This window comes from Streptomyces sp. NPDC051286 (assembly GCF_044455345.1).
GTDB lineage: Bacteria > Actinomycetota > Actinomycetes > Streptomycetales > Streptomycetaceae > Streptomyces.
Genome location: NZ_JBITER010000068.1, coordinates 1 through 24,467, shown reverse-complemented (window position 1 = coordinate 24,467; position 24,467 = coordinate 1). Strand labels below are relative to the sequence as shown.

27 protein-coding genes and 4 pseudogenes are annotated in these 24,467 nt (G+C 68.4%); 19 read left to right on the top strand and 12 right to left on the bottom strand.

The window, feature by feature from the left end; translation table 11 throughout:
• Positions 1 to 46: 46 nt before the first annotated feature.
• The gene (locus ACIBB8_RS34630; protein ID WP_398958970.1) at positions 47 to 313 is read right to left on the bottom strand and encodes a hypothetical protein; all 267 of its coding nucleotides are present in this window, start codon (positions 311 to 313) and stop codon (positions 47 to 49) included.
• A gap of 104 nt (positions 314 to 417) precedes the next feature.
• Positions 418 to 1,425 carry a hypothetical protein gene (locus tag ACIBB8_RS34625; RefSeq protein WP_398958968.1) on the bottom strand — a complete coding sequence of 336 codons (1,008 nt, stop codon included), beginning with the start codon at positions 1,423 to 1,425 and terminating at the stop codon, positions 418 to 420.
• A gap of 34 nt (positions 1,426 to 1,459) precedes the next feature.
• On the opposite strand from ACIBB8_RS34625, the gene ACIBB8_RS34620 reads away from it, so the two are divergent.
• Positions 1,460 to 2,563 carry a hypothetical protein gene (locus tag ACIBB8_RS34620; RefSeq protein WP_398958967.1) on the top strand — a complete coding sequence of 368 codons (1,104 nt, stop codon included), beginning with the start codon at positions 1,460 to 1,462 and terminating at the stop codon, positions 2,561 to 2,563.
• Here the strand turns inward: ACIBB8_RS34620 and ACIBB8_RS34615 are convergent.
• Positions 2,526 to 3,284, bottom strand: a complete 759-nt coding sequence (locus tag ACIBB8_RS34615) for a DeoR/GlpR family DNA-binding transcription regulator (protein WP_398958965.1) — start codon at positions 3,282 to 3,284, stop codon at positions 2,526 to 2,528. The two genes, ACIBB8_RS34620 and ACIBB8_RS34615, sit on opposite strands and share 38 nt — an antisense overlap.
• A 49-nt stretch (positions 3,285 to 3,333) precedes the next feature.
• Between ACIBB8_RS34615 and ACIBB8_RS34610 the strand changes: the two genes are divergently transcribed.
• Both ACIBB8_RS34610 and ACIBB8_RS34605 read left to right on the top strand, forming a co-directional pair.
• Complete coding sequence (locus ACIBB8_RS34610; RefSeq protein WP_398958963.1) at positions 3,334 to 3,717, top strand: DUF4406 domain-containing protein; 384 nt, start codon at positions 3,334 to 3,336, stop codon at positions 3,715 to 3,717.
• Positions 3,714 to 4,391, top strand: a complete 678-nt coding sequence (locus tag ACIBB8_RS34605) for an NUDIX domain-containing protein (protein ID WP_398958961.1) — start codon at positions 3,714 to 3,716, stop codon at positions 4,389 to 4,391. The genes ACIBB8_RS34610 and ACIBB8_RS34605 overlap by 4 nt, the downstream gene beginning before the upstream one ends.
• 38 nt (positions 4,392 to 4,429) lie before the next feature.
• On the opposite strand, the pseudogene ACIBB8_RS34600 reads toward ACIBB8_RS34605, so the two are convergent.
• A pseudogene (locus ACIBB8_RS34600) lies at positions 4,430 to 4,552 on the bottom strand (IS630 family transposase); the annotation flags it as partial.
• 50 nt (positions 4,553 to 4,602) lie between these two features.
• Here ACIBB8_RS34600 and ACIBB8_RS34595 point away from each other — a divergent pair.
• Positions 4,603 to 4,806 (top strand): annotated as a pseudogene (locus ACIBB8_RS34595) (hypothetical protein); the annotation flags it as partial.
• Between the two features lie 114 nt (positions 4,807 to 4,920).
• Here ACIBB8_RS34595 and ACIBB8_RS34590 read toward each other — a convergent pair.
• Entirely contained in the window at positions 4,921 to 5,412 is a 492-nt protein-coding gene (locus ACIBB8_RS34590; protein ID WP_398958959.1) for an FBP domain-containing protein, read from the bottom strand.
• 84 nt (positions 5,413 to 5,496) lie between these two features.
• On the opposite strand from ACIBB8_RS34590, the gene ACIBB8_RS34585 reads away from it, so the two are divergent.
• The 13 genes and pseudogenes from ACIBB8_RS34585 (at position 5,497) to ACIBB8_RS34525 (ending at position 17,640) form a co-directional block, all read left to right on the top strand.
• Positions 5,497 to 6,078: a TetR/AcrR family transcriptional regulator gene (locus tag ACIBB8_RS34585; protein ID WP_398958957.1), complete on the top strand. Its 582-nt coding sequence runs from the start codon at positions 5,497 to 5,499 to the stop codon at positions 6,076 to 6,078.
• 57 nt (positions 6,079 to 6,135) lie between these two features.
• On the top strand, positions 6,136 to 7,320 hold the full coding sequence (locus ACIBB8_RS34580) for a GDSL-type esterase/lipase family protein (protein ID WP_398958955.1): 1,185 nt from the start codon (positions 6,136 to 6,138) through the stop codon (positions 7,318 to 7,320).
• A gap of 94 nt (positions 7,321 to 7,414) precedes the next feature.
• Positions 7,415 to 7,513: pseudogene (locus tag ACIBB8_RS34575) on the top strand (SAM-dependent methyltransferase); the annotation flags it as partial.
• 442 nt (positions 7,514 to 7,955) lie between these two features.
• The gene (locus ACIBB8_RS34570) at positions 7,956 to 8,285 is read left to right on the top strand and encodes an antibiotic biosynthesis monooxygenase family protein (RefSeq protein ID WP_398958953.1); all 330 of its coding nucleotides are present in this window, start codon (positions 7,956 to 7,958) and stop codon (positions 8,283 to 8,285) included.
• Between the two features lie 108 nt (positions 8,286 to 8,393).
• Positions 8,394 to 8,822 carry a hypothetical protein gene (locus ACIBB8_RS34565; RefSeq protein WP_398958951.1) on the top strand — a complete coding sequence of 143 codons (429 nt, stop codon included), beginning with the start codon at positions 8,394 to 8,396 and terminating at the stop codon, positions 8,820 to 8,822.
• A 410-nt stretch (positions 8,823 to 9,232) separates the two neighbouring features.
• Positions 9,233 to 9,412 (top strand): hypothetical protein, encoded by a 180-nt coding sequence (locus ACIBB8_RS34560; RefSeq protein WP_398958946.1) that lies wholly within the window; start codon positions 9,233 to 9,235, stop codon positions 9,410 to 9,412.
• 51 nt (positions 9,413 to 9,463) lie between these two features.
• On the top strand, positions 9,464 to 9,622 hold the full coding sequence (locus ACIBB8_RS34555) for a hypothetical protein (RefSeq protein ID WP_398958944.1): 159 nt from the start codon (positions 9,464 to 9,466) through the stop codon (positions 9,620 to 9,622).
• Between the two features lie 578 nt (positions 9,623 to 10,200).
• Positions 10,201 to 10,548 (top strand): hypothetical protein, encoded by a 348-nt coding sequence (locus ACIBB8_RS34550; protein ID WP_398958942.1) that lies wholly within the window; start codon positions 10,201 to 10,203, stop codon positions 10,546 to 10,548.
• A 117-nt stretch (positions 10,549 to 10,665) separates the two neighbouring features.
• The gene (locus ACIBB8_RS34545) at positions 10,666 to 13,944 is read left to right on the top strand and encodes a PQQ-dependent sugar dehydrogenase (RefSeq protein WP_398958940.1); all 3,279 of its coding nucleotides are present in this window, start codon (positions 10,666 to 10,668) and stop codon (positions 13,942 to 13,944) included.
• A 303-nt stretch (positions 13,945 to 14,247) separates the two neighbouring features.
• Positions 14,248 to 15,420: an ROK family protein gene (locus ACIBB8_RS34540; protein ID WP_398958938.1), complete on the top strand. Its 1,173-nt coding sequence runs from the start codon at positions 14,248 to 14,250 to the stop codon at positions 15,418 to 15,420.
• A 165-nt stretch (positions 15,421 to 15,585) separates the two neighbouring features.
• The gene (locus ACIBB8_RS34535) at positions 15,586 to 15,984 is read left to right on the top strand and encodes a hypothetical protein (RefSeq protein ID WP_398958936.1); all 399 of its coding nucleotides are present in this window, start codon (positions 15,586 to 15,588) and stop codon (positions 15,982 to 15,984) included.
• Positions 15,981 to 16,454, top strand: a complete 474-nt coding sequence (locus ACIBB8_RS34530; RefSeq protein WP_398958934.1) for a hypothetical protein — start codon at positions 15,981 to 15,983, stop codon at positions 16,452 to 16,454. The genes ACIBB8_RS34535 and ACIBB8_RS34530 overlap by 4 nt, the downstream gene beginning before the upstream one ends.
• Positions 16,455 to 16,539: 85 nt before the next feature.
• Positions 16,540 to 17,640 carry a hypothetical protein gene (locus ACIBB8_RS34525; protein WP_398958932.1) on the top strand — a complete coding sequence of 367 codons (1,101 nt, stop codon included), beginning with the start codon at positions 16,540 to 16,542 and terminating at the stop codon, positions 17,638 to 17,640.
• Positions 17,641 to 17,811: 171 nt separating this feature from the next.
• Here ACIBB8_RS34525 and ACIBB8_RS34520 read toward each other — a convergent pair whose 3' ends face one another.
• Positions 17,812 to 18,276 carry an SRPBCC family protein gene (locus ACIBB8_RS34520; RefSeq protein ID WP_398958930.1) on the bottom strand — a complete coding sequence of 155 codons (465 nt, stop codon included), beginning with the start codon at positions 18,274 to 18,276 and terminating at the stop codon, positions 17,812 to 17,814.
• 46 nt (positions 18,277 to 18,322) lie between these two features.
• Between ACIBB8_RS34520 and ACIBB8_RS34515 the strand changes: the two genes are divergently transcribed.
• Positions 18,323 to 18,928, top strand: coding sequence for a TetR/AcrR family transcriptional regulator (locus tag ACIBB8_RS34515; RefSeq protein ID WP_398958929.1), 606 nt, complete (start codon positions 18,323 to 18,325; stop codon positions 18,926 to 18,928).
• 156 nt (positions 18,929 to 19,084) lie between these two features.
• Here the strand turns inward: ACIBB8_RS34515 and ACIBB8_RS34510 are convergent, their stop codons facing one another.
• From ACIBB8_RS34510 to ACIBB8_RS34495, 4 genes are all read right to left on the bottom strand, one after another.
• On the bottom strand, positions 19,085 to 19,630 hold the full coding sequence (locus ACIBB8_RS34510) for a YciI family protein (RefSeq protein WP_398958972.1): 546 nt from the start codon (positions 19,628 to 19,630) through the stop codon (positions 19,085 to 19,087).
• Positions 19,631 to 19,767: 137 nt separating this feature from the next.
• Positions 19,768 to 20,013, bottom strand: a complete 246-nt coding sequence (locus tag ACIBB8_RS34505) for a hypothetical protein (RefSeq protein WP_398958927.1) — start codon at positions 20,011 to 20,013, stop codon at positions 19,768 to 19,770.
• Positions 20,014 to 20,393: 380 nt separating this feature from the next.
• On the bottom strand, positions 20,394 to 21,188 hold the full coding sequence (locus ACIBB8_RS34500; protein WP_398958925.1) for a maleylpyruvate isomerase family mycothiol-dependent enzyme: 795 nt from the start codon (positions 21,186 to 21,188) through the stop codon (positions 20,394 to 20,396).
• The gene (locus tag ACIBB8_RS34495; RefSeq protein ID WP_398958923.1) at positions 21,127 to 21,816 is read right to left on the bottom strand and encodes a TetR/AcrR family transcriptional regulator; all 690 of its coding nucleotides are present in this window, start codon (positions 21,814 to 21,816) and stop codon (positions 21,127 to 21,129) included. Before ACIBB8_RS34495 ends, ACIBB8_RS34500 begins: the two co-directional genes overlap by 62 nt.
• Before the next feature lie 341 nt (positions 21,817 to 22,157).
• Here ACIBB8_RS34495 and ACIBB8_RS34490 point away from each other — a divergent pair.
• A pseudogene (locus tag ACIBB8_RS34490) lies at positions 22,158 to 22,337 on the top strand (DUF4158 domain-containing protein); the annotation flags it as partial.
• A gap of 265 nt (positions 22,338 to 22,602) precedes the next feature.
• Here the strand turns inward: ACIBB8_RS34490 and ACIBB8_RS34485 are convergent.
• Entirely contained in the window at positions 22,603 to 23,715 is a 1,113-nt protein-coding gene (locus ACIBB8_RS34485) for an ABC transporter substrate-binding protein (RefSeq protein ID WP_398958921.1), read from the bottom strand.
• Positions 23,716 to 23,801: 86 nt separating this feature from the next.
• Positions 23,802 to 24,131 (bottom strand): hypothetical protein, encoded by a 330-nt coding sequence (locus tag ACIBB8_RS34480; RefSeq protein ID WP_398958919.1) that lies wholly within the window; start codon positions 24,129 to 24,131, stop codon positions 23,802 to 23,804.
• Positions 24,132 to 24,467 lie beyond the last annotated feature (336 nt).

The window sequence follows — 24,467 nt, the reverse complement described above, 5'->3', positions numbered from 1 at the left end:
CTTAGACAAGCCGGATCATCGCAGGTCAAGGGGCACCTTTTCCATGCTATGACAGAACGTCACCGTCCTTGGAATTCGCGGTGAAACACCGAGGCTTGACCATGATCTGCGTACACACCTGCTCACCCCGGGTGAGGTGCTTCACGATCCCGCCCAGGGTGAGCTCGCTCACGGTCATGCCCTGCGCGGCCTCGGCATCGGTGATGTCGCGCACGGTGATCAGCAGTAACGCCCCCTGCTCCGCGAGTGCATGCAGCAGCTCACCGTGCTCGCCTGGAAGAATCGGGGCTGGGCTCTGCGACGAAGTGGTCACGGACTGACCATAGGAGGCATTTAGGCCAGCCGGTGTCCACATGACGATTCCGGGACGCACCCCCGAGGCCCGGGGCGCGCCCCGGGGCCGGGGCCCGGCCGGTCTCAGGTCCTGGCGTCTCGGGTACTGCTCGTCGAAACGCCAAGGACCAGGGGCACACCGGCAGCGTCGCGCACCAGCTGCACCGCAGAACCTCGCCCGTCACCACCCACGGGGCCAAGACCCGCAGGGTCACCGCCCCCGCGGGCCGTGCCCGGGCCGAGCCGGGGACGGCTCGTCAACGAACCAGCAGACCCCAGCCCGCGGATACGGCCTCCAGCGCCCGGCGAAAGCGCCACCCGGGACCCGGCCCGGGACCGGCCCCGGAACAAGCGGGACACCACGGACGACGAAACCCTGGAATACCGCCGCACCTGCCGCGGCTCACACTCGCTCGTCAACACACAGACAAGCGCGGCAAGAACAGCCTCGTCATCGACACCCGCCATCCGCCCGCCCGGCCGACGCACCCTCATCGACGGCAGCAACGAACCCGTGACCTCCCGCAGCCCGCCCAGGCCGGCACGACCCCACCGCCCTCCGCCCCCGGCCGCCTCCACACCACACGCACCCCCCAGATGCCCGTCCCCCACCGGCAACGCCAGCGCATCCTTGCGCTCTTGAATACGCTCGAACCGGCGGACGATGTCCACCACATGAGAGGGATCATCCAATGAACCGGCAGCCAGCCGCGCCCGTACCTCCAAAAGCTCGCGATACACCGCACCATACGTGCTGCACAACCGGATCGACTCATCACCACGATCACTCAGACCAGTGGCATGAGGCGCCACAATCACCAACGCAGCACAACCCGACAACACCGACACGAACACCTGCGCGGCCAGCTGCGACGAACCACCGATAACCGGCCAGGCCAAAAGCCCCGTCACCAGACACAACACCGCCGCGGCCAAGGAATACGCGCGAACCCTGCGCACCAAACGGGCCGCTTCCCTCGGCATCCTCGCCGCCCAGTAACCGGCACTCTCAACACTTTCCTCGAGCCGCGGCAACACACCCGCGTCAGCCAGATCCTTCGACTGTCCGAAAATCCTGGGAAACAGTTTCATGACACTCTCACGATCGCAGGGAAGTCCGTGAACAGTGACACCCCCACCCCACCCCAACCAACACCGGCACGAATATTGTCGGTTTAACAACCCACACGGAGCAGCGCAACCCACAGCGGGCGGGTTCGTCGATCCGTCGCTCACCGAACGCACCGGCCTGCCGCTGGCCGGGCCCTTCGAGGCGGGGGAGCTGTTGGAGATGCGGGGCTGGGGCTACCGGAACCGCTGGATCGGGTGCGGCCTGGTCGCCTCCCAGGACGGCCCACGGGCTGTCGCCGTGATCACTCACCGCGAGGACCCCGCGTCCGCAGGGTTCCCGCAAGGCGCGTCCTGGGCCGAGAAGCTGCGCATCGTTACCGGCTGGGAACCGATACCCGGGCCGCGCGTTGACTGGCCCGCCATCGAGGCCGACCTCGGCACACAGCTGCCCAGCGACTACAAGGAGATCGTCGACCTGTTCGGCGCGGGTAGCTTCGACGAGTACTTCGAGCTTGCCGTGCCCGGCGGTCCCCGCGTCGGCCGCAACCCGTGGAAAAGATGCGGCCCCGACCTGGCATCTGGCGGACTCCTACCTTGGGGCTGGTCAGAGTACGAGCTCGGACTCATGTGGTCGACAGGCGCGACCGATCCCGACGAGTGGACCGTGGTCACACAGTCGGACGGCGAGGAGCAGCAATTCGATTGCGGAACCGGTGAGTTCATCTTGCGCATGCTCACAGATGTGCAGCTTGGGTACCCCATGAGCCACGCCTCCGGGCACTTCTTCGTATGGCCCGCTGCACTCCTGACAGCGACCGCCGAGCCGGGCGTTGTTCCGGGACGTCCGGGCGAACTGTCCACAAGATTTGACTATTGCTCCGTCCTGGCCGGTCACAGCACCAGCAGTCGGGAACTACGTCGAAGCCGTGAACGGGCAAGGGCCCATAATCGCTCATGCGCCCCCCAGCCAGACGTCGGGCCCGAAGGTGCCCTTGATATCGGAGGCCACCAAGATGGGGTCCACCTCGAAGCCGAGTCCGTAGACCACTGTCTTCTGCAGGGTGCCTACCTGAAGACGGACGCAGCTTTCCGCCGGCAATCTCTCGCTCGGCATGTGGCAGTCAGCCGGCTGGCAGGACATCCACGCCGAGCGCCGTGAGTTGTTCGACGACTGCGCTGTGGGGGGCGGCGTCGGTGATCAGTCCGCTGATCTTCTCCAAGGGCAGGACACGGAACCGCGACGCCGTGCCGATCTTCTCGGACGAGGCGAGGACGTAGGTGTCCGCGGCCCGCGCGGCCAGGGCGCGCTTCATCGCGGCCTCCTCGGCGTCGCCGGTGGTCAGTCCCGCCTCCGGGTGCACGCCGGTGACGCCGATGAGGCACAGATCGGCGGAGACGTTCTGTGCGGCCTCGACCGCAGCCGCACCGCAGGCGACCGCGGAGTGCTTGAAGATGCGGCCACCGAGCAGAAAGAGCTCGACCTGCGGGTGGTCCAGCAGGGCAGCGGCGATCGTCGGACTGTGGGTGATCACGGTACAGGCCAGGTCCCGCGGAAGCGCGTGGGCGACGGCCAGGGCGGTGGTACCACCGTCGAGGATCAGCGCACCGCCCGGCCGGACCAGCCCGGCGGCCACCGAGGCGACCTTCCGTTTTCCGTCGGGGGCCACGGCCTGCCGGGCGGCGTAGTCCGCCACGGCCGGGGAAACAGGGAGCGCCCCGCCGTAGACCCGCTGGCACAGCCCGTCGGCCGCGAGATCGCGTAGGTCGCGTCGCACGCTGTCCTCGGAGATCCCCAGTTCGGCGGCGACGTCCTTGGCGACGATCTTGCCCTCGTGGGCAAGCAGACCGAGCAGGTGGTCACGGCGTTCAGCAGCAAGCATTCGCACTCTCTCCTGTTCTTGCACGTTTCTGCATGTATCGTAGCGCCCCATGACTGACAAGCCCATGCTCATCCTGATCGCCGGGCCTTACCGCTCCGGCACCGACGGCGACCCGCAGGCCATGGCCGCCAACCTCGCCCGTCTCGAAGCAGCCGCCTGGCCCGTCTTCGCCGCAGGCCACCTCCCCGTGATCGGGGAGTGGATCGCCCTGCCCGTCCTGCACTCAGTCGGCGCGGGCCCCACCGACCCTCTCGCCGACCAGGTGCTCTACCCGACCGCCGACCGCCTCCTCGCCCACTGTGACGCCGTGCTGCGCCTGCCCGGAGACTCCACCGGAGCCGACCAGGACGTCGCCACCGCCCGCCGCCGCGGCCTGCCCGTCTATCACGACGTGGCCGAGATCCCCTGCCGCACCACACAGGAGACCGCGTGACAAGCCGCCCCGGCATCGACACCCCTGACCACCGCGGCCGCACCGGCCTCGACCAGGCCGGACGCGACCTGGACCGCAACCCCGGCGTCATGGTCCGCGACGTCGAGCTCACCTCCCAGGGCTGGCATGTACTGCGCCGCACCACCTTCGACTACCGCCGCCGCGACGGGCGTTGGGAGACCCAGCAGCGCGAGACCTACGACCGCGGCAACGGTGCCGTCGTCCTGCCGTACGACACCGAACGTCGCTACGTCCTGCTCACCCGCCAGTTCCGCTACCCGGCCTACGTCAACGACCACCCCGACGGCATGCTCGTCGAAGCGGCTGCGGGGCTGCTCGACGCGGACGACCCGCCGACCGCCATCCGGCGCGAGAGCGCCGAGGAACTCGGCGTCACGCTCGGACCGCTCACCCACGTCCTCGACGCCTACATGAGCCCCGGCTCCGTCACCGAGCGCCTCCACTTCTTCGCCGCCCCCTACACCCCGGCCGACCGGACCGGGACCGGCGGCGGACTCGAGGAAGACGGCGAAGACATCGAAGTCCTCGAACTGCCCTTCACAGAAGCCCTCGCCATGACCCGCGACGGACGCATCATCGACGGCAAGACCATCCTGCTCCTGCAATGGGCAGCCCTGGACGGACCTTTCGCCCCCACAGCGGGCAGCCGCTGACAACGCCCCCGGGGTGAACCGGCGCAGTGGGCCGAGGCACGGTTTCCGCCGGCGGACGCCAGCATCATCACCCGGCCGTAGTGCATCGAGCTGGTACTGCCCCGACGCACGACCTGCTGCTGCTTCTGCCCTTCCTGATCGGTCAGTCTGCGCACCCGCACAGGCTCGGCGACTGCTCACGTGCGCCATAGCGTTCTCGATGCTCCAGTTCGCCGCAGCCACTCAGCTCCGCTTGGAGGGCCACGGGATCCGCGATGAGGATGTCGCACGACTGTCTCCCCTCAAGCAGCGAAACGTGCACGTCCTGGGCCGCTACAGCTTCATCGCCTCTGTCCCGCACGAGGGCCTGCGCCCGCTACGCAACCCGAACGCCCCCGGCCTCGACGATGACGGCAACAGGGCGGATGAGGGCTGAGCGAAGATCAGGGGACGGCCAGGGCAGCGATCAGTTTGCGAGCCGTTGCCTCGGTCAGCCACTTCAGGGCCGGGCAGCGGCGGCGATACGGGTGGGACCGGGGGCGGGCCCGATTCACGCGGTCACCTTGGCGATGAACGCGGCGAGGTTCGCCACGGTCCGTTGGACCTTCTCCTCCAGAGTGAGGGACTCGTGGAGGCGTGCGCCGATGCCCGCGTCCTTCTTCCCGCGTACATAGAGGGAGCAGGCCAGGTCGCTGCACATGTAGACGCCGACCGAGTTGCCCTGCTGCCCGGCCTTCCCGGACCTCGGCGCGACCATGAGGGAAACTCCCCCGGTGTGGGTAGTCACACACACCGAGCACATGCTGCGTCGCATCTGCCAGGAGCCGACGTCGGAGGAGCGCAGCTGGACGCCGACCACGCGGCCGTCCAGCTCGGCCACGAGGTAGGCCCGGTCGGGGGCCTGGGGATCTCGCCAGCCCAGGAAGTCCAGGTCGTCCCAGCACAGCTCGGCCAGGTCGCGGGGGACGCTCAGACGCCTGGCCTCGCCCTTGGTGCAGTTCACAAACGCGGTACGAATCTCTTGCTCAGTCAGCGGCTTCATAAAGGACACGCTAATTTGCCTAATCTGATTAGGCAAATGCATAATCAACGTTGTCAGGGATGAGAAGCGATTCGGAGGATGAACATGGCACGGGCGGAACGGGTAGGACTGACCACGGAGCGCCTGGTCCGGGCGGGAGCAGAGCTGGCCGACGAGGTCGGCTTCGAGCAGGCGACCCCCGCGGAACTCGCCCGGCGGTTCGGTGTCAAGACCGCGAGCCTGTACTCGCACGTGAAGAACGCCCACGACCTCAAGACCAAGATCGCCCTGCTTGCCCTGGAGGAACTCGCCGACCAGGTCTCCACCGCCGTGGCCGGACGGGCCGGCAAAGACGCCCTGAGCGCTTTCGCGAACGTCTACCGCGACTACGCCCTCAAGCACCCGGGGCGCTTCGCCGCAACCCGGTTCCGGCTCGACCCGCAGACGGCGGCCACCAGCGCCGGCGTCCGGCACGCCCAGATGACGCGGGCGATCTTGCGCGGATACAACCTGGCCGAACCGCACCAGACACACGCGGTGCGGCTGCTGGGCAGCGTCTTCAGCGGCTACGTCGGCCTGGAGACCGCCGGCGGCTTCAGCCACAGCGCCCCCGACTCGCAGGAGAGCTGGACCGAGATCCTCAACGCGCTCGACGCCCTGCTGCGCACCTGGCCCACCACCTCCTGACCAGGCCCTTCCGGCCGCCCCCGCCAACTGACCCTCCAGATCGAAGAGACCGACGAAATGAACACCGAGCACGACTGGAGCACCACCCCCATCACCGCCGGCCTCCTGCGCGGCGCCCTCGACCTGGAGCGCACCGAACGCGGTGTACTGCCCCACCGGTTGCCCGCGCGCGCCCGGCAGCAGATCCCCGACGGCCAGCTGGCCATGGCGGAGTCACAGCCCTCTGGAGTGCGGCTGGCTTTCCGCACCCGGGCCACCGCCGTCGAGCTGGACGTCGTGGCCACCAAACGGGTCTACGTCGGAGCGCCGCCACGCCCCGACGGGGTGTACGAGCTCCTCGTCGACGGGCGGCCCGCGGGCCGGACCAGCGCGACCGAGGGCGACACGCTCACCATCGACATGACCTCCGGAACCGCACATACCCGGCCCGGGCCGGTGGAGACCCTGCGCTTCACCGGCCTGCCCGACGACGAAAAGGACGTCGAGATCTGGTTGCCGCACGACGAGACCACCCAGCTGGCCGCCCTGCGCACCAACGCCCCGGTCCATACACCTCCGCCCAGCGGCCGCAAGGTCTGGCTGCACCACGGCAGTTCGATCAGCCATGGCTCCAACGCCGCCACCCCAACCGGGATTTGGCCCGCCCGAACTGCCACTCTAGGCAAGGTGGAGCTGGTCAACATGGGATTCAGCGGCAGCGCCCTGCTCGACCCGTTCACCGCCCGCACCATAAGCGACACCCCCGCCGACCTGATCAGCATCAAGATCGGCATCAACATCGTCAACACCGACCTGATGCGGCTGCGCGCGTTCGGCCCGGCCGTCCACGGTTTCCTCGACACCATCCGCGACGGCCACCCCACCACCCCGCTCCTGGTGGTCTCGCCCATCTACTGCGCCATCCACGAGAACACGCCCGGCCCCTGCGCCCCGGACCTCAGCGCGATGAGCGAAGGGCGGCTGCGGTTCGTGGCCACCGGCGACCCCGCGCAGACAGCTGCTGGGAAACTGACCCTCACCGTGATCCGGGACGAGCTGGCCCGCATCGTCCAGCAGCGTGCCGCCACCGACCCGAACCTGCACTACCTCCACGGCCTGGACCTCTACAGCGAGGCCGACCACGCCGAACTGCCGCTGCCCGACGATCTGCACCCGGACCCCGCCACCCACCAGCGCATCGGCGAACGCTTCGCCCACCTCGCCTTCGGCGAAGCCGGCGCTTTCACCGCGAAGAACCACTGACCGACTGCCGGGCAGGGAAGGGCGCGCCAGCGCACCCCGCAGGCATCCAAAGTGCCGTGCGGATGCCGCAAGCCCCAGGCGCACCGTGCAGGCCGACCTCGACGACACTGACAGCCCCCACAGCGTCCTGCGCCGCGACGACCTCGCCGTGCGTACCGAACGCACCGTCTGGGCCGCACGCCGTAACGGCTGATCCACGCCGCACCGTTTCGCGGGACGATGGCTCGCCAGCGCTCACACCCTTCACCTTGTCTTGTACGCAACACCTGATGCTATTGAGGCATGAAGTCGTCGGTTGGCGGACGGGTCAGACGTGGCAGCGTACGGTGACAAACCGCGTGTCGGCGGGCAGCGAGAGGAGAGAGGACTGAACACCCGGCTGTCCCGAGCCGACGTCCGGCTCGTGGATGCCATCGGCGCGACTGTGGCATGTGCCATGCGCTTCCGCTGCTTCGTACGGCCGCAGCCGTTTTTCTTCGCCGCTTCCTCGGCGGCCCGCCCGCAAGGGCCACGCGCGCCAAGGCGACGCCGAACACGTCGCTCACGCCTGCTTTTCGATTCGGCCGTTGCGGGTCCGGGTTGTCGGAGGCCGCCGCTACCACCGGTGACCGGCAGCCGTGCGGCAGAATGGGGCCATGAGCGTAGTCAAGATCAACGTACTGACCGTCCCTGCCGAGCAGCGGGAGACGCTGGAGAAGCGCTTCGCCTCCCGTGCCCATGCCGTGGAGAACTCTGACGGGTTCGAGTGGTTCGAACTCCTCCGACCAGTCGAAGGCACCGACAACTACCTCGTCTATACACGGTGGCGTGACGAAGAGTCCTTCCAAGCCTGGATGGAGGGCCCCATGAAGACGGCCCACCAGGGCAGTGGCGCGGAGAGCGGCGAGCGCCCTCGACCAGCGGCAAGCGGGTCCACGCTGTGGTCCTTCGAGGTCGTGCAGCAGGCAGCGCCGACAAGCGCGTAGACAGGTCGTCACGACCGGCCAGGCGCAGGCGGGTGAGTCCTTCGTCGCGAGGGTGCCGTCGATGTTCGGCAGGACGTGGTGGCGGCGGCCGCCGCCACCGCGGCAACGGTGACGCAGGAGTTCAACAGCTGCGGCTACCACCCCACGACGACGATCCACCTGCGTAACGGGCCGGGGGCACGGCATGCGTCCCTCGGCCTGCTCGGGTCCGACGACACCATCCCGGCGTACGGGGAGCGCGGCGGCTGGTACCGCCCGGGGTCCCTCGATCTCGACCGGGCCGACCTTTCGTGCTCTGGTGTGCGCTCCGGTGGCTGGCAATGCGGTTGGGATCAGCATCCCGCCACCTGGCTTTCTTCGGGAAGGGCGGGGGGCCTTGACGCCGAGCAGTTGGGCGGCCCGGTCGACCGTCGTGGCAGGCGCGGTCAGTTCGGCCCAGTTCGCCGTGATCGCTGCCTCGTTGCGCTTGGTCGGATGGTCGACGAGGTCGAAGGCGAAGTCTGTGGCGCGAGGTTCGAAGGAGAGTCCGGCGGCTGAGTTGAGCAGTGGCACGCTGATTCCGCCTCCGGAGGTTCGGTCGCGCGTGGAGCGCAGTGCTGCGCGGGTGCCGGGGGTGGCCTCGCCGGCCAGCCACAACACGAGCGTGGCTCGCGCCCCGCACACCATGGTCAGCCGTGACTGGTCAGGGACTTCTTCGGTGACAGGCCGATAGGCGAAACCCGTCGCGAATTCGACTACTGCGTCGCTTCTGCGGTCGCCACCGGCTGCGCCGTCGAAGAGGTATCTGGTGCTGCCCGCAGTGCTCGTGGTCGCGGCAGCCGTCGTCGCCGCGATCCAACTCTGGCCCAGCCCGCTGAAGGACCTCCGGGCGAGAAATCTGTGCCTGGGAATGCTCACGAAGGAGACAGCGAGCCTGCTCGACGACCGCAAGGGGGGGCGAGCTGATCGTGGACGAGGACAAGGGCACGGGGGCGGACCCGGTGTTCTCCACCATCTGCTTCGTTGAACGCGAGACGAGCGAGGGCACGACTTCCCGGATCCAGTACACCCTCGACGTGCGGCCGACCGACACCCTCAACAAGCCCGCCGAGGACGCTGCCCCGGTCGGCGCCGGGTACTCCGGCTGAATCGGGCCGCGCCCTAGCGAAGTCCAGCTCCCCGCCTCCTGCGCCGGGCCCATGGGAACCGGCGCCCCCCACGTCACCGTGACTCTGAAGGTCGCCCCAGGTGTCCTGGTCAAGGAGAACTGGGATACGGCAGCTCTCATCTCCAAGAGCCGCACCATCCTCCTGGAGGGCATCGACAACCTCACCGAACAGTACGACTGCGCGGCATAGAATCCGGCCGCCGTCGGGGGCCGTCGTCGTTCATTGGCCCCTCGGCGCCGACTTCCCGGCCTCAGCGACCGAGTGGCCCCATCAGACTTCCTCACCAGCTCAACTCGGCTGCCACTGAGACGTGTTACCTCCGGCCGGTCGCCGAGATCGCCGCCCGCCTCCTTCGCGACTGCGAACGCAGGTGCACGGCGGCGCCGTTGTGGCCTCCCACGAGCACCTTGGCCGTTCCGTTGCCGTTTCTAACGGCACCTCAGACCTTTTGATGAATCATTAGAAAGTTCCAGAGATTCGTACCGAACCTCTGGACAGTCCCTACACGGCGCTCTAACGTCTCGGCCCATCGAGACATGTGTTTCGTCGCTATAACACCCCAGCCAATCAGCGTTCCCTCGAACGCCCTTCACCTCACGAGTCTTTCCACGTCTCTCCCCCATGGCCGGGCAACCGCCCGTCACGAGGCGCTGCGCGATCGCCGTCACAGCGGTCGTCGCTCACGCACCGTGCAGCACCACCGTCGAAACACGGGGAAACCGGCCGGGTCAGCGACTCTGCCGCGACCGCAGCGGAAGGGAAGCGCCATGAAGGTCCGTACGTTCATCGCCACGGCGTCACTGGTGGCATCCGGGAGTCCGCTGGCTTTCTCCGGCGCAGCCCAGGCCGCTCTTTACACCGCCTGTGTCGGTGACCGCGGGGCCGTGACCGTCAGCAACGACCTGGTCGTACCGGCAGGGATGTCCGGCACCCTCACCGGCACGAAGGTCAAGGGCACGATGACGGTCGAGGCCGGAGCCGACCTCGTGGCGGCGGGCGCCACCTTCAACGGTGTGGTCACCGTCGAGGAGAACGCCTGTCGAAGTCCCGCCGCTGACCCCGACCGGACACCCAGCGGCACCGGTAGCGGCACACGCCGCGACACCGGCAGCTGAGAGAACCTCGCCCGCCCAAGAACGTGAGGCGCCTCCACGTGCAGGGGCGCCTCCCTGTCCGCTCCCTACCGTCAGCGATCGAGGAGACGCATCACCGTGCACCGCACCCTGAGACGCATGATCACGGGGGTCCTGCTCGTGGCACTGCCCGCGCTGGGCGGTGTGGCCGTCGCGCCCGCCGCCCAGGCGCACCCAGGCCACGAACACGCCCTGGACTGGTCGAACTATGAGAAAGTCACCCTGACGAAGGACACCGGCGAGCCGATCGACCTCGCCGTACTGCCTGACAGCCGGGTTCTGCACACCGCCCGCAACGGCGACCTACGGCTCACCGACCCCGGCACCGGTGTCACGAAGGTCGTCAACCACGTCGACGTGTACCAGAACTCCGAGATGGGGTTGCAGACGGTCACGCTCGACCCGGACTTCGCCACCAACCAATGGGTCTACCTCTACTACTCGCCGCCGCTGAACACCCCGGCCGGCTCCGCACCGCTACAGCTGCCCGCCGGGCAGACGGACGCGTACTGGAAGCAGTGGGAGGGGTACGACACCCTGACCCGCTTCAAGTGGACCGGCGACAAGCTCGACCTCTCCACCGCGCAGGAGATCATCCGAGTCGACACCAACCGCGGTCAGTGCTGCCATGTCGCGGGTGACGTGGACTTCGACAGTCATGGCAACCTCTACCTCTCCACCGGCGGCAACACCCCGGCGTCGGGCCCGAACGTCAACGGTTACACGCCGATCAACGACGCGGCCGGCTACAACCCCGGTCTCGACGAGCGTCGTGGCGCGGGCAACACCAACGACCTGCGGGGCAAGATCCTGCGGATCGACGTCCAGGAGGACGGCAGTTACACCATCCCGAAGGGGAACCTCTTCGAGCCGGGCACGGCCAAGACCCGTCCCGAGATCTTCGTGATGGGCCTGCGCAACCCCTTCCGGCTGGCGGTGGACCGCGAGACCGACGCCGTGATGTGGGGCGACTACGGCCCCGACGCCGGAACCGCGGACCCGAACCGCGGGCCGATGGGATACGTCGAGTGGCAGACCACGACCAAGGCCATGAACAGCGGCTGGCCATTCTGCACGGGTGACAACAGCAAGCCCTACCGGGACTTCGACTTCGCCACCCTCACGCCCGGCCCCGCCTTCGACTGCGCGGCGCCGGTCAACGACTCCCGCTGGAACACCGGCCTGACCGAGCTGCCCCCGTCCGTGCCGGCCACTCTCTGGTACGGCGACCGGGACACCGACCAGCCGTGGCCCGAGCTGACCGCCTTCCGCGGTCCCGGCGGTCCGGGCGGCCAGGCCCCGATGGCCGGTCCGGTCTACCACTACGACGCGGACAACCCCTCGCCGGGCAAGTTCCCGCAGTACTGGGACGGCAAGGCGTTCTTCGCGGAGTTCTCCCAGGACTACGTGGCCGCGCTCACGCTCGACGGGCCCGACGGCCCCGTCAGCAAGCTGGAGAACGTCCTGCCCAACAGTGAGCGGTCGCAGAACGGCATCCCGCAGTGGGACAACCCGATGGACCTGGAGTTCGGCCCGGACGGCGCGCTCTACGTCCTCGACTACGGCGACGGCTTCTTCCGTCAGAACCCCGACGCGGGTCTCTACCGGATCGACTACGCCGAGGGCAACAAGGCGCCCACCGCGGTGATCAAGACCGACAAGTCGTCCGGCCAGGCACCGCTTGAGGTCTCGTTCAGCGCCACCGGCTCCAGCGACCCGGAGAACGGCGAACTCACCTACCAGTGGGACCTCGACGGCGACGGAACCTTCGACGCCACGGGCCCCACGGCCACCCGTACGTACCCGGAGAACGGGCAGTTCCAGGCCCGGCTCAAGGTCTCCGACCCGCAAGGCAAGTTCGGGCTGTCGAGCCGTCAGATCACCGTGGGCAACACGGCGCCGACGGTACGGATCACCTCGCCGCCCAACGGTGGGTTCTTCAACTGGGGCGACGCCGTGCCGTACGGCATAGCCGTCGAGGACCCGGAGGACGGCACCACGCCGGACTGCGCCAAGGCGGCCTGGACCTTCGGTCTCGGGCACAACCAGCACGGGCACCCGGTCAACAGCGGCACCGGTTGCACGGGCGGCGTCGCGACCCCGGCCGACGCGGGGCACGGTGACACCGAGAACGTCTTCGGCGTCCTCGGGATCACCTACACCGACAAGGGAGCGGGCGGTGTGCCGCCGGCGACCGGTGACGCCCAGGTGGTACTCAACCCGGCGCTGATGCAGGGCGAGCACTACGACTCCGCGGAGGGCGTCACGATCACGGACGACACCACGGCCTCCGGACAGCGCAAGCTGACCTCCTTCGACGCGGGTGACTGGATCGCGTACGACCCGGTGTCGTTCGCCGGGATCAACGGGGTCAAGACCCGCGCCAGTGGTGCCGGCACGCTGGCGCTGCGCTGGGGCTCGGCCGACGCCGAGCCGTTCGCCACGGTGCCGGTTCCGGCCGGAGGGGGCTGGCAGACCGTCACCACCGCTCTGCCGAACGCCCCTTCGGGGACGGGCGAGGTCTTTGTCACCAGCTCCGGCGGCGTCGAGCTGGACTCACTGACCTTCCAGGGCGCGGGCGTCGCGGACAAGACCGCGCCCAAGGTCACCGCCACGCTCAACCCGCCCCGGCCCAACGGTGACGACGGCTGGTACACCAGTAACGTGTCGCTCACGGTCTCGGCGACCGACAACGGGACGGTCGCCAGTCGTCAGTACTCGGTCGACGACGGGACGACCTGGCAGTCGGCGAACGCGGCCGTCACGCTGTCCAAGGAGGGTGCCACCACCGTCCGTTACCGGGCGACCGACAACGGCGGCAACGTCTCCGAAGTGGGTTCGCTCACCGTACGGATCGACCGTACCGGTCCCACGGTGACGGCCACCGGTCTCGACGCCGACGGCGTCTACGGGGACTCCAAGCGTCCGACTCCGGTCTTCTCAGCGGCGGACGCGGTCTCCGGCGGGGCCACCGCGACGGCCACGCTGGACGGCACGGCCGTCACCACCGGCCAGGCGCTGGAGCTGTGGCGGCTGCCGCTGGGTAGCCATGACCTTACGGTCAGGGCCCGGGACAAGGCCGGCAACACCACCACGCAGACGGTCGCCTTCACCACCCGTACCTCCTACGCGGACATCCGCGCGCTGATCACCCAGCTGCGGGCCGACGGCCTGATCACGGCGCAGGGACAGCAGCGGCTGACCGTACGACTCGGCCAGGCCGAGGCGCACGCCGAGGCGGGCCGCACCAGCCGGGCCGCGGCCATGCTGGAGTCGTTCGCCGGCTACACGGCCGACACCGCCCTGGTGCCGGACAGCGTGGCGGGCGCGGCCCTGGCACGGGACGCGCGGGCGCTGAAGGGAGGCGCCACCGGCTGACGCCGAGACTGACAGAACTGCCTCGCTCTCAACGGCGGGGCAGTTCTGTGCCCGGACTCGACACCGTCGCGGGGCCTGATTCCGGGTCGTGGCGTCCCTGCCGGGTCGGGTTCCGTCAACAAGGCGGCAACTTTCGACGCCCTGTGAAAAAGTTACCGAAAGCCGCCCGCGCCCCTGCGTTCCTGCCACCCCACGGGCACGAATCCTGCCGGGCGGTACGATGCCCGGCCCCCGTACCGCCCGCGTTCCGCCCCCGCGACACCTCCCGAAAGCTGTCCGAAGGCGCCCAGAGGAAGTGAGTCCGTGAACATCCAGTACCGCGTGTTGAGTCTGCTGCGTGAAAACGGCCCGCTGTCCCGCGCTCAACTCGCGGACCGGTTGGAGGTTCCGCGCCCGCGGCTGCTCGGCGAACTCGACCGCATGGTCGCCGCCGGGCGGGTCAGTGAGGCGGGCCCCGCCGCGTCGCGCGGCGGGCGGCGCTCCACCCTCATCCAGCTCGACCCCGGCCTGCGGTTCGCCGCCGTCGATCTGGGCGCCAGCTCCGTCGACATCGAGATCACCGACGGCGCGCTCGCACCGGTGGCCTCCTGCTCCGAATCCGCCGACATCCGCTCCGGGCCGGTCGCCGTACTCGACCGCATCAGCGAACTCCTGCGCGCGATGGCTGACCAGGGGCACTACACGCGGCTCGACGCCATCGGCATCGGTCTGCCGGGGCCAGTCAGCTTCCGGGAGGGCGTACCCGTCTCACCGCCGATCATGGTGGGCTGGAACCGCTTTCCCGTACGCGACACCCTCGCCCGCGCCCACGGCTGCCCCGTCGTGGTAGACAACGACGTCAACGTGATGTCCCTCGGGGAGCGGCACAGCGGGGTCGCGAGGACCGTCGACCATCTGCTCTTCGTGAAGATCGGCAGCGGTATCGGCTCCGGCATGCAGCATCACGGCCGTATCTACCGGGGCGCGGAGGGGTGCGCCGGGGACATCGGGCACGTTCAGGTGGAGGCCGAGACAGACGGGCCCGTCTGCTCCTGCGGGAACACCGGCTGCCTGGAGGCGTACTTCGGCGGGGTGGCCCTGGCCAGGGACGCCACGGAGGCCGCGAAGTCCGGCCAGTCGCCGGCCCTCGCCGAACGACTGGCCGAGCGGGGGGTGTTGACCGCCCGGGATGTCGCGGAGTGCGCGTCCGGCGGCGACAACACGAGCGTCAACCTCGTCCGGGCCGGCGGCCACCGGGTCGGGCAGGTCCTCGCCACCCTGGTCAGCTTCATGAACCCGTCGATGATCGTGATCGGCGGCGGTCTGACCGGGCTCGGCTATCCCCTGCTCGCCGAGATTCGCAGCGTCGTGTACAGGCGCTCGCTTCCCCTCGCCACGGGCAATCTTCCGATCGTCATGTCCGAACTCGGGCCCCGCGCGGGGGTCGTGGGGGCGGCGTTCCTCGCGAGCGAACTCGCCTACAGCGAGGAGTCCTGACATGGATCAGCCCGTCCGGCGATTGGATGCTCTTCAGCACTACCAGGTCAGCCTCCCGGTTTTGGCGTAGGCGTCCGCGGCCGTCCGCATCGAGGGCGGAGACAACCGACCAGTGGCCTGGTGGGCGGTGCCGGATACGTCCGAGATGCTCACCAGCGCCTGCGGTTGGGGTCCTTACACGCACCCGGTCAACTCCACAGCCCCCGGCTTCAACTCCGTGAACTCCCCAGCCGCGACGCGGACGCTCTCCACGCCATCCAGGTCGACGCCGATGTCCCGCGGCACACCATGGATTCGGTGTGCTCGTCGGGGGTGGAGCCGATTCATCTGCCGGTCGGAGAGGACGTCTCGGCGGGGGCCGAGGGTGAAGTGGGCTGGGGCGGCCCTGCGCAGGGCGTACGGGCCGCCGGGCTCGGGGTTGTCCCCGGCGCGTTCGAAGGAGTCGGCGTCGCGGTCGGCGTATGCAGTGTCGTTTCGGTGGTGAAGTCGCTGGTCCGTACGGGTGAGTTCGTGGCTCCAGGGCTGTCGCAGACGTATGCGGACTGCGTAAATCCGGGGTTGTGATCAAGAACCTCGTGTGGCGCGGCCTGCCCGCGCTCGTCCTCGCAGCCCTGCCCGTCCTGGCCTCTGTTCCTTCGGCTGACGCCGTGGAGAGCAGCCGTACCGTCCAGAGCACGCAGCCCCGAAAGGCCCTGCGGAGCGACTCCCATTTCTACGCACCCGCCACCCTCGGTAAGAACCAGGCATGGACCTCCGGCAGCGGCCGTACTGTCCTGCGTGTTCAGAGCGACGGCAACGTCGTCGTCTACAAGGACAACCGTCCCGTCTGGCAGGCCCCGAACGTCTACCCCAACGCCCACCACCTCGTCATGCAGGCGGACGGCAACTTCGTCATCTACAACAGGGCCGGCCAGGCCATCTGGGCCGCCGGAACCTGGCACAAGGGTCGCTACCTCGCCGTCCAGGACGACGGCAACGTCGTCGTCTACAACAGCGCCAACCGGCCCGTGTGGGCCACCAACACCGGCGACTGAGCGACATTCCCGTATACGACAAGGGCCCGGGCACGCCGACGCGCGCACGTGAATGATCGAAGCTCGAACGAGGAGAAGGCAGAAAGTGAGCACGCGTAGAAAATTCCTCGGCTCAGCTACCGCATTCGGTGCCACGGCGCTTCTCGGCGGCACTCAGGCCGCATCTGCAGACAAGGGCAATCCGGGACCGGACTCGACGGCCCTGGAACTCCGGGCCCGCAACGCGATCTTCGCGGTCGATACCGACACGCAGAAGAATTACGACGCGCTCCGGGCCGAGTTGGTCAAGCAACTCGGCCCGGTCATCGTCGTTCAGAATGACGACCGGGGTGGCCTGTACACCCTCATCCACAACGGAGAGCAGGAGTCGTTGCACCCTGTCTCCGAAATCTTCGAGCTGGCCAAGTCGATCGCCCACGCTCCGCTGGGCATCTACTCGATCATCGCACCGTACCTGAGCCGCCAGATCCCGAGCCTCCCCAGCTCCGCCTATCTCGACCAGCACGACGTGGACATGGTGGCGTTCAGGGGGCCCGGAACGAAGGACTGGGTCAGCCCACTTCAGGCTTTCGGCACCACCTTGACCACCGCCCGGCAGCAGCTCCACCACGCGCACATGCCGCAGGAGCTGAAAGCGTCGAGCGCTCAGATCCTCAACGGCGCGCTCGGGTTCATCAACAAGTCCGTGCAGCGCGGTTCCTTTGACATGAAGTCGTTCGAGAACTTCACGGGCGGCTTGAACGACGCTATCGGTACCAACGTGAGGTATGCGACCCAGGCGCAGATCGAAGGCGTGGAGGATCTCATGAAGCGGTGGCGGGACAAGGTCGGCAAGGAGGAATGGCCCGGCCTGTACATCGTCGTTCTGTCGATCTGGACGACGTCCGCCCCGAACCAGAACTCGATTATCGTCAAGCAGTTCATGAACCCCGCGAAGGCGGACTCGCACCTGATCGACCTGCCGACGGCCCAACTGCCCGGCGACCCGGTCTTTGTCGCCCTCGACAACTTGGCCCGGATCGTGCAGGACAACGTCGCGGCTGAGATGGTGTTCCCCGTTGACCGGAAACGGGCGGACGCGCTGAAGGGGCCCGAGGATCTGCTGGCGCAGGAGATCCTGCACCAGCTCGCCTGCCCCTACCAGAGCCAGACCGCAGCGAAGAAGGCCGTGGGCGCGGCCTCGTAAAACCGGCCCGACCACGCGAGCGCCTCCTGCCGCCACGCAGCGCGGCGTACTACTGCTTCGTCAGGTGGCGCGATGACGGCACCGAGCCGCAGAGGGGGCGGCCGTCCACCACGAGGACCTACCGCGGGGCTCGGTTCCCGCGTCAGGCAGATAAGTCGAGATGCACCGCCGTCAGGAGCCGGCAGCGGAGACATGGCGAACCAACTCGGCGCCCAGGCGACGCATGACCGTGCGGTTGGCGCGCTGCATCATGGCCCGGACGACGGGTGCCAGCAGGCGGTCGGCGAGAGGGGCGCGCAGCCAGGCGTACGTGAACGAGACGCGGCTCCCACCGCTTCGCAGCGGTTCGATGGTGTAGACGCCGTGGGCCAGGCGCCGGCCGGCCGCACTGACATTGCGTTCGACGATGCGCCGCGGTGCGTCGGCCTCGACGACCTCGATGGTGACGTCGCTCTTCGAGCCGCCCAGTGCGGCGGTGACCGTGGCGCACGACCCTACGCCGCGGCCGGGGCCGCTGTAGCGCCAGTCGGTCAGGTAGTGGTTGGTGAATCGCTCGTGGTGAGCCATGACATCGAGGAAGTCGTAGACGTGCTCCGGCGCCTGCGGCACGTCAATCGACACGGTGACAGACTTCATGTACCACACGGTACATGCGCCATGTACCCATTGGTACACTCGCGATGTGCTGAATACGGACGACGTGCATCCAGAGAGCCCCGCGCACGGCACGGACGGCGGCCGGCGCGCCCAACTGGTGGACGCGGCCGTCGACCACGTCGCAGCACACGGCATCGCGGACCTGAGCCTGCGCCGATTGGGCGCCGCGATCGGCGTCAGTCACCGCATGCTGATCCATTACTTCGGCTCCAAGGAACAGTTGCTCGTCGAGATCGTCAGGACGTCGGAGCGGCGCCAGCGTGATCTGCTGTCCCGGCTCCGACTGGAGCCCGGCCTCTCGCCGGCCAATGTCGCGCGGCGACTGTGGCAGCAGTTGACGGACCCTGGGCTGGCCGGTCAGGAGCGGCTCTTCTTCGAGATCTACGGGCACGCGCTGCGGGGACGCCTCGAGGCCGCCCTTGTCGTCGAAGGGCTCGTGACGGACTGGCTGGAGCCGCTCGTGGCCGCCGAGATGACCGCAGGGGCAGATCCCGTCGCGGCCCGGAACCGCGCCAGGCTGGGGCTTGCCACCGTCCGCGGTCTGTTGCTTGACCTGCTCGCTACCGGTGACCGCGCCGGCGTCGACGCGGCGATGGAGGAGTTCCTCCGGCTGTATTACGGCTCGGAGTGACGGAGCCGCCGATCAGGCCGAGCTGCTGGGCCAGACGACGAACCACCCTTCGAACAACGGCCGCCGAGGTGGACGTGCGCCGCTTCATAGGCTTCCTGAGCAACATTTGAGCGTCTGGAGAACCCAACAACTGGCCGGAGATGTCCGAGACCGTCATCACGACCGCCCGCCGAACTGCCAGTTGTGCACCTCAATGTCGGCGTACCGGTCCGGTGTCAGGGTGGCGCGTGCAGTGTCCGGGTCCGGCGCCCGGACCAACGCCGCCGTGCCGAGCCAGATGGCACCAGTGTCGGACAGCAGCGGCCCGTAGGCGATCAGCTCCTCCCGATCGGGCGGCACCGCGAGGTCGGCGGCCTGCCCCGCGCCGAGGCCGAGCACCAGGTACCGGTTGCCACCGGTCCGGCCGCCGGGGAAGTCCCACATGGTGCGCCCCAGCGTGTTGCGCCACCGTCGCAGCAGCACGTCCCGGTAGACGCCCGCCTGGTAGTTCGGCTCGTCGAAGGCGAACGCGCGGGCAGCGGTGGGATCGGGCAGGTCGACAATGTGCACGCTGCCGGTGGGTGTGTCGTCGTCGGCGAGGGTCGGGCCCCGGGCGATCATCTCCTTCGCGTACTGGTCCATGTAGGCCCAATGCTCTGCCAGCAGCTCGTCGCGCAGCGGCAGGGAGTCGGACCGGTCGCGGTGGTGACAGAGGAACTCCATGCCCAAGGATCTCGTCACGGGGGTATCCAAGTCGAGCGGGTTTCACCGCGATGGACGCTCGACGGCCTGTTCCGGCAGGGCCCGTGCGGAGTCTGCGTAGCGCATGGCGGTCTTGGGGGCTGGGCGGTTGCTGCCGATCAGCGATGCGGGGTCCGCTTGGGTGACGGGGTGAATGCGAGAGCGGCGAAGACCTGGAGACGGCCGTCAGGATTGTGGATGGCCGCCCCGTCGCCGGTCGGTACTTCTCCGCCGAGGTTCTGCCAGCCGGCCCCGCCGTTGTTGGGTGCGGTCATCCAGATGGTGCTCTGCCCATTCCCGTCGTCGCCTTTGGACTCGGCCATGCCCGCGAAGAAGGCGAACAGGGCGGCACTGAGGTCAGCCATCAGAGTCCGAGGTCCGGGAGCTTGTCAGCGCGGAAAGGTAATCTCCGGGCAGTACGGTGACGGGCCGTCGAACAGGTTGGTGTGGCGGTTGCGCAGGTGGACGTCGAAGGAGGCGAGCAGGTAAGCGCGTTGGGCGGCGACGGCGTGCGGGCCGTCGCCGGTGCCGAGGAAGTGGTCGAGCTGCTCTGCGGATCAGCGGATGACGCGGACACAGGGCCAGTCTGCCGGTGACGTCGGGCAGTGAGGTGACCCCCGTCGGGCCGGGCGCAGCGCGGCGGCCCGCGGCTGACAGGCCTTCGGGCGGGACTCGGCTCATGGCCTCTCGGTGATACGGGCCATGAGCCGGGCCTGCCCGGCCTGGACCATGAGGCGGCTGTCCGTCAGAACACGACCCTGGCCCGGCGGACGGCCGCGAAGGCCTCCGGGGCACCGGAGGTGAGCTCCAGCGCGACCTCGCCGTCGCGGCCGGACAGTGCACGCATGTACGCCACGGCGTCGGCGCTGACAACTCCCGCCGGTTCGCCCGAGCCCAGCAGCCAGGTGCCGCCCGCGGGGCCGCTGAGCTTCAAAAGGACCAGTGCGTCGGACCAGGCCAGCGCCAGGTCGCGGACCACCTGCTCGACGATGTGCCGGTCGTGCTCCCCGAGTACGACCGGCTGTTCCGTGGCCCGCGCCAGGTCGATGCGGTGCATCCACAGGTCACGTACGTAGATCACATCGAGCAGGTAGGCGATGGACATCCGGGGTTCCCCGGGGATCCCGCTGTCCACCGTGACACGTCGCATCGGACCGGGCCTCCGCCTGCGGGCGCGCACGGCGCGGGGCCACAGCAATGCGAACTGCTCCACCAGCGCCGGGCCGGCCTCAAAGGCATGGTCGTCGATCTGCACGGCCATGTGGGCGTCGAGCGTGACCTTGTCGGGGTAGCGGCGCGGCCCCACGAGCTGGCGGCGCAGCATCGTACGGAGACGAATGTTGTCCTCGCACTGGCCGACGAGGTGGGAGACGAGGGTGCGCACGTCCCACTCGCCGCAGTCGGTGGGGAGCGACCAGTCGCCGTTGCCCAGGCCGTTGAGCAGGGCGAAGGTTGCCCGGCCCTCGGCCTCGGCGATCTCAGCCGACCGGTCGCGGCCGGTCTGCGGCAGGTGTGCGGCTGCCACGAAGGATGTAGTCATCGGACTCGCCCTCCTCGGGGGCGTAGAAGCGGAAGAACATGTCCAGTGCCGTCTGTGCGAGCCGGGTGAACCGGCCCTCCCCGGCCGATGGAGACGGTTCGTTGGAGAGCTGCTGACTGATCACACCGGACGTCAGCACCGTGTAGAGGGCCACGCCTTCCTCGCTTGCGGCCGCAGGCGCCAACTGACCAGCGTCCACGGCTGCTTGAAGTGCCGCGCGCAGGGCCTCCAACTGTCGCACGGCGGGCTCGAACGCCCGGGGCGAGGGTTCAAAACCTGGCACCGGCCGCCAGTAGAGGAGCTGCGCGAGCACCGGGTTGGCCATCACCCAGGCAATGGTGGCCTCCTGGCCCTCGGTGATGGCGCTCCGCGGATCCTCGGAGAGCGTGACGAGGTACGGATCCAGCACCTCGACCGCCTGCCGCATCCCGCGTTCGAACAGCGCGTCGTAGACGGCCATCTTCGACGGGAAGTACTGGTACAGGGACGGCGGACGCATGCCCACCCGCCGCGCGACCTCCGCGAGGCTGAGCGCCGCCACGCCTTCTTCGGCCATGACCTCGACTGCAACGTCGAGGATCTCCTGCACGGTCTCATTGCGACGGCGGAGCCTGCGATCCTCCCTCATACCATTAAGAAAGCCTCATACCAGTAGGGAAGTCAACACCCTGTGGGCTTACGAACGTTGGAGACTTCGTCGGCCCTCCTCAGCGAAACCCTGCGCCCAGGCCGGCAGCTCATGGCCTGTATCACCGTCCCGAACACTTCTCCCTGGTGGCACAGTGAGATGAGGCGGACGGCTCGGCCCAGGAGAGAGTTGTTGCTCACCACTGCACCGTAGCCCCGGGATAACTGTCTTACAGCCGAGATGATGATCAATGCTGCCCTCGATCGACCTTGGTCTTCGGCAGCATCCGAGTTCCCTCGTCTGCTCGGCCTCCGCCTTCAGGGTTCGCCTGACTTGACTTGGTGCAGAGAAGCACGGTCCGCTACCTCGGGCTGTTCCTGGAGGACCCGCTGGACGTGCCGTGGCCGGTGGTCGAGTACCTGGCTGAGCGCCTGAGCGTGGAAGACGCCTCGTGCGTGAAGCGGTACGCCGAGCGGCAGATGACGGCGTACGAGCACGCGTGGGAGATCCGGGACGCCTACGGCTCCCAAGGACGAAGACGTCGCCCGGCTCTCCCCGCTCAAGCACCGCCACAGCAACTTCTTGGGCCGCTACCTGTTCAACATCAGGGCCAGCGGCCCCGGCCAGGGCCTGCGCCCCTTCCGCGCCCCCGACGCCGTGGAGGACAGACGAGTTCGGCGCACCCGAGGCGTTGGGCTGTTCGTTGTGCTCAGTGCAGGCCGGGCGGCGCTGCCCGGGACCGAGGCGAGAGGACCACGAACACGGCGTCCGGACCTCCGTGCTCTCTCAGCTGGCGTGAAGGATCCGAAAGCGATCGGGTTCCGCCGGATCCCGATCAACGACCTGGACCGGCGTCCAAGCCCATTGCCACACGTTGATGCCCGGCGTGCGGGAGAACCAGATCTTCCCGCGGGTGCCTTCGACGACAACACGCGGCCAGGATTCGGCGATGCGCGCCCGGTCCGCGCCGTGACAACGCAGCACCTCGGCAAGGACAGCGACCGTGTCGTAGCCCTCGAAGGCGACGAAGGAGGGCGCTTCGGCCAACCTCTCCCGGAGGGCCGCCTCGACCCGCGCACCGAGCGGGCTGGGGCTCTCGGGCAGGTAGCGCAAGAACGGGATCGCGGCGCCGTCGCCGCCCAACAACGCCGCCCATTCGGCGAACTCTGGCTGCCCGGCCGGAGCACCAATCATGATCTCGGCGAGGCGCTGGTCACGGCGGACAGACTTGACGATCGACACCGCCGGCTCCGGGTGGCCGACCAGTAGAAGGAGGGCCGTCGCGCGATTGTCGACGAGCTCGTCGCACACGGCCGCGGGGGAGAGCGTGCGCATGTCGAGTTCGATGACGGTGCCGCCGCGTGGAGCGAGGTAGTCCCGCAGAATACGGGCCCCGGATGCCCAGTAGACACTCGAATCGGCTGCCACGGCGATTCGGCTGTGGCCCGCGCCGAGGAGGAAGTCCGCGTAGATCTGCCAGCCGTGGGACTGCGCCGGGGCGAGGCGCGCGACCCATTCCGTCGGCTGTTCGGTGAGCTCGTCGAGAACCGCCGACGAGCAGAGGAACGGCAGGCCGAGGGCGTCGGCCCTGGCGGCAGCGGCGCGAGCGACGACGCTGTGATACTCCCCTGCCAGGGCAGCCACGCCCAGGTGAGCCAATTCGTCCACGGCTGCGGCGGCCTTCTGTGGATCAGCCGCAGTGTCCCGGACGACCAGCTCGAGTGGCCTTCCGATGATCCCGCCGGCGTCATTGACCTCGCGAACGGCCAGCTCGAGGCCGGCGAGCAGGTGTTGGCCCGCCTCGACCCAGCCGGGCCGAGTCAGCGGAACGAGAGCGCCGATCCGGACGCACGATCCGTCGGTCCGCTCCGCTCCAGGTGACGACGGTGGCACATTCATGCGGTGGCCTCTCCCATGTGACGATTCGGTTGCCGTTGGCCTGGTCACAGAGTGGCAACGCCCGGTAAGTGCGCGTTCATCTCATCTCACCGTGACGGGAGCACCCACGTGACCATGCCGGACATTGCATCCACCACCATCGCCAACAGGCAACCGATTATTGGTTCGCTGAGCTGCCAGACTTCAAGAACCCTTGGCACCCTCAAGTGATCAACGCACCACCCACGGATGATCATGTGATCGTGGAGGCGCAGGACGACGCTTGTGACTTTGGCGTCCGCCGCAGCCCCCGCACCGTTCTTCGCGCCGGTCAGCTTCACCTTCTGGGCCACCAGCCGAGACAGGCCGCACCGCTCGGCCAGCCGCAGTACCGGGACCAGCCCGGCATGCGCGATCAGATTCGGGTCATCGAACACAGCAAAGACCGCTGCCGGAGTATGGGAAACTTGCATCTACGAGGTGCCTTGCTGATTGTACGTGCTGGAAGCGTCAGAACTCCCATCATCCCAGGTCAGCAGGCACCTCCTCTTGATCGCCCATCCACAGGACGCGAGTCACTCGGTGGATGGAGACTAAGATGCAAAGCCGATGTACAGGGCACGGGGTACCCGCCGCGCACCCGTACCACCGCCCCGAACAGGCACCCGCCCATAGGCGCCCTCATGCCGGAAACCCCGGCCCGATTCCGACGGGCCGGGGTTTCCTTGTGACGCAAGCGGCTCTGTCAGTACTCGCCCTCGTCGCCCTCGTCG

Coding starts and splice junctions, on each gene's coding strand:
- ACIBB8_RS34625 (WP_398958968.1), bottom strand. CDS start 1,425: ATGAAACTGTTTCCCAGGATTTTCGGACAGTCGAAGGATCTGGCTGAC.
- ACIBB8_RS34615 (WP_398958965.1), bottom strand. CDS start 3,284: ATGCTTGCTGCTGAACGCCGTGACCACCTGCTCGGTCTGCTTGCCCAC.
- ACIBB8_RS34610 (WP_398958963.1), top strand. CDS start 3,334: ATGACTGACAAGCCCATGCTCATCCTGATCGCCGGGCCTTACCGCTCC.
- ACIBB8_RS34590 (WP_398958959.1), bottom strand. CDS start 5,412: ATGAAGCCGCTGACTGAGCAAGAGATTCGTACCGCGTTTGTGAACTGC.
- ACIBB8_RS34585 (WP_398958957.1), top strand. CDS start 5,497: ATGGCACGGGCGGAACGGGTAGGACTGACCACGGAGCGCCTGGTCCGG.
- ACIBB8_RS34580 (WP_398958955.1), top strand. CDS start 6,136: ATGAACACCGAGCACGACTGGAGCACCACCCCCATCACCGCCGGCCTC.
- ACIBB8_RS34570 (WP_398958953.1), top strand. CDS start 7,956: ATGAGCGTAGTCAAGATCAACGTACTGACCGTCCCTGCCGAGCAGCGG.
- ACIBB8_RS34555 (WP_398958944.1), top strand. CDS start 9,464: ATGGGAACCGGCGCCCCCCACGTCACCGTGACTCTGAAGGTCGCCCCA.
- ACIBB8_RS34550 (WP_398958942.1), top strand. CDS start 10,201: ATGAAGGTCCGTACGTTCATCGCCACGGCGTCACTGGTGGCATCCGGG.
- ACIBB8_RS34545 (WP_398958940.1), top strand. CDS start 10,666: ATGATCACGGGGGTCCTGCTCGTGGCACTGCCCGCGCTGGGCGGTGTG.
- ACIBB8_RS34520 (WP_398958930.1), bottom strand. CDS start 18,276: ATGAAGTCTGTCACCGTGTCGATTGACGTGCCGCAGGCGCCGGAGCAC.
- ACIBB8_RS34510 (WP_398958972.1), bottom strand. CDS start 19,630: ATGGAGTTCCTCTGTCACCACCGCGACCGGTCCGACTCCCTGCCGCTG.
- ACIBB8_RS34505 (WP_398958927.1), bottom strand. CDS start 20,013: ATGGCTGACCTCAGTGCCGCCCTGTTCGCCTTCTTCGCGGGCATGGCC.
- ACIBB8_RS34500 (WP_398958925.1), bottom strand. CDS start 21,188: ATGACTACATCCTTCGTGGCAGCCGCACACCTGCCGCAGACCGGCCGC.
- ACIBB8_RS34495 (WP_398958923.1), bottom strand. CDS start 21,816: ATGAGGGAGGATCGCAGGCTCCGCCGTCGCAATGAGACCGTGCAGGAG.
- ACIBB8_RS34485 (WP_398958921.1), bottom strand. CDS start 23,715: ATGAATGTGCCACCGTCGTCACCTGGAGCGGAGCGGACCGACGGATCG.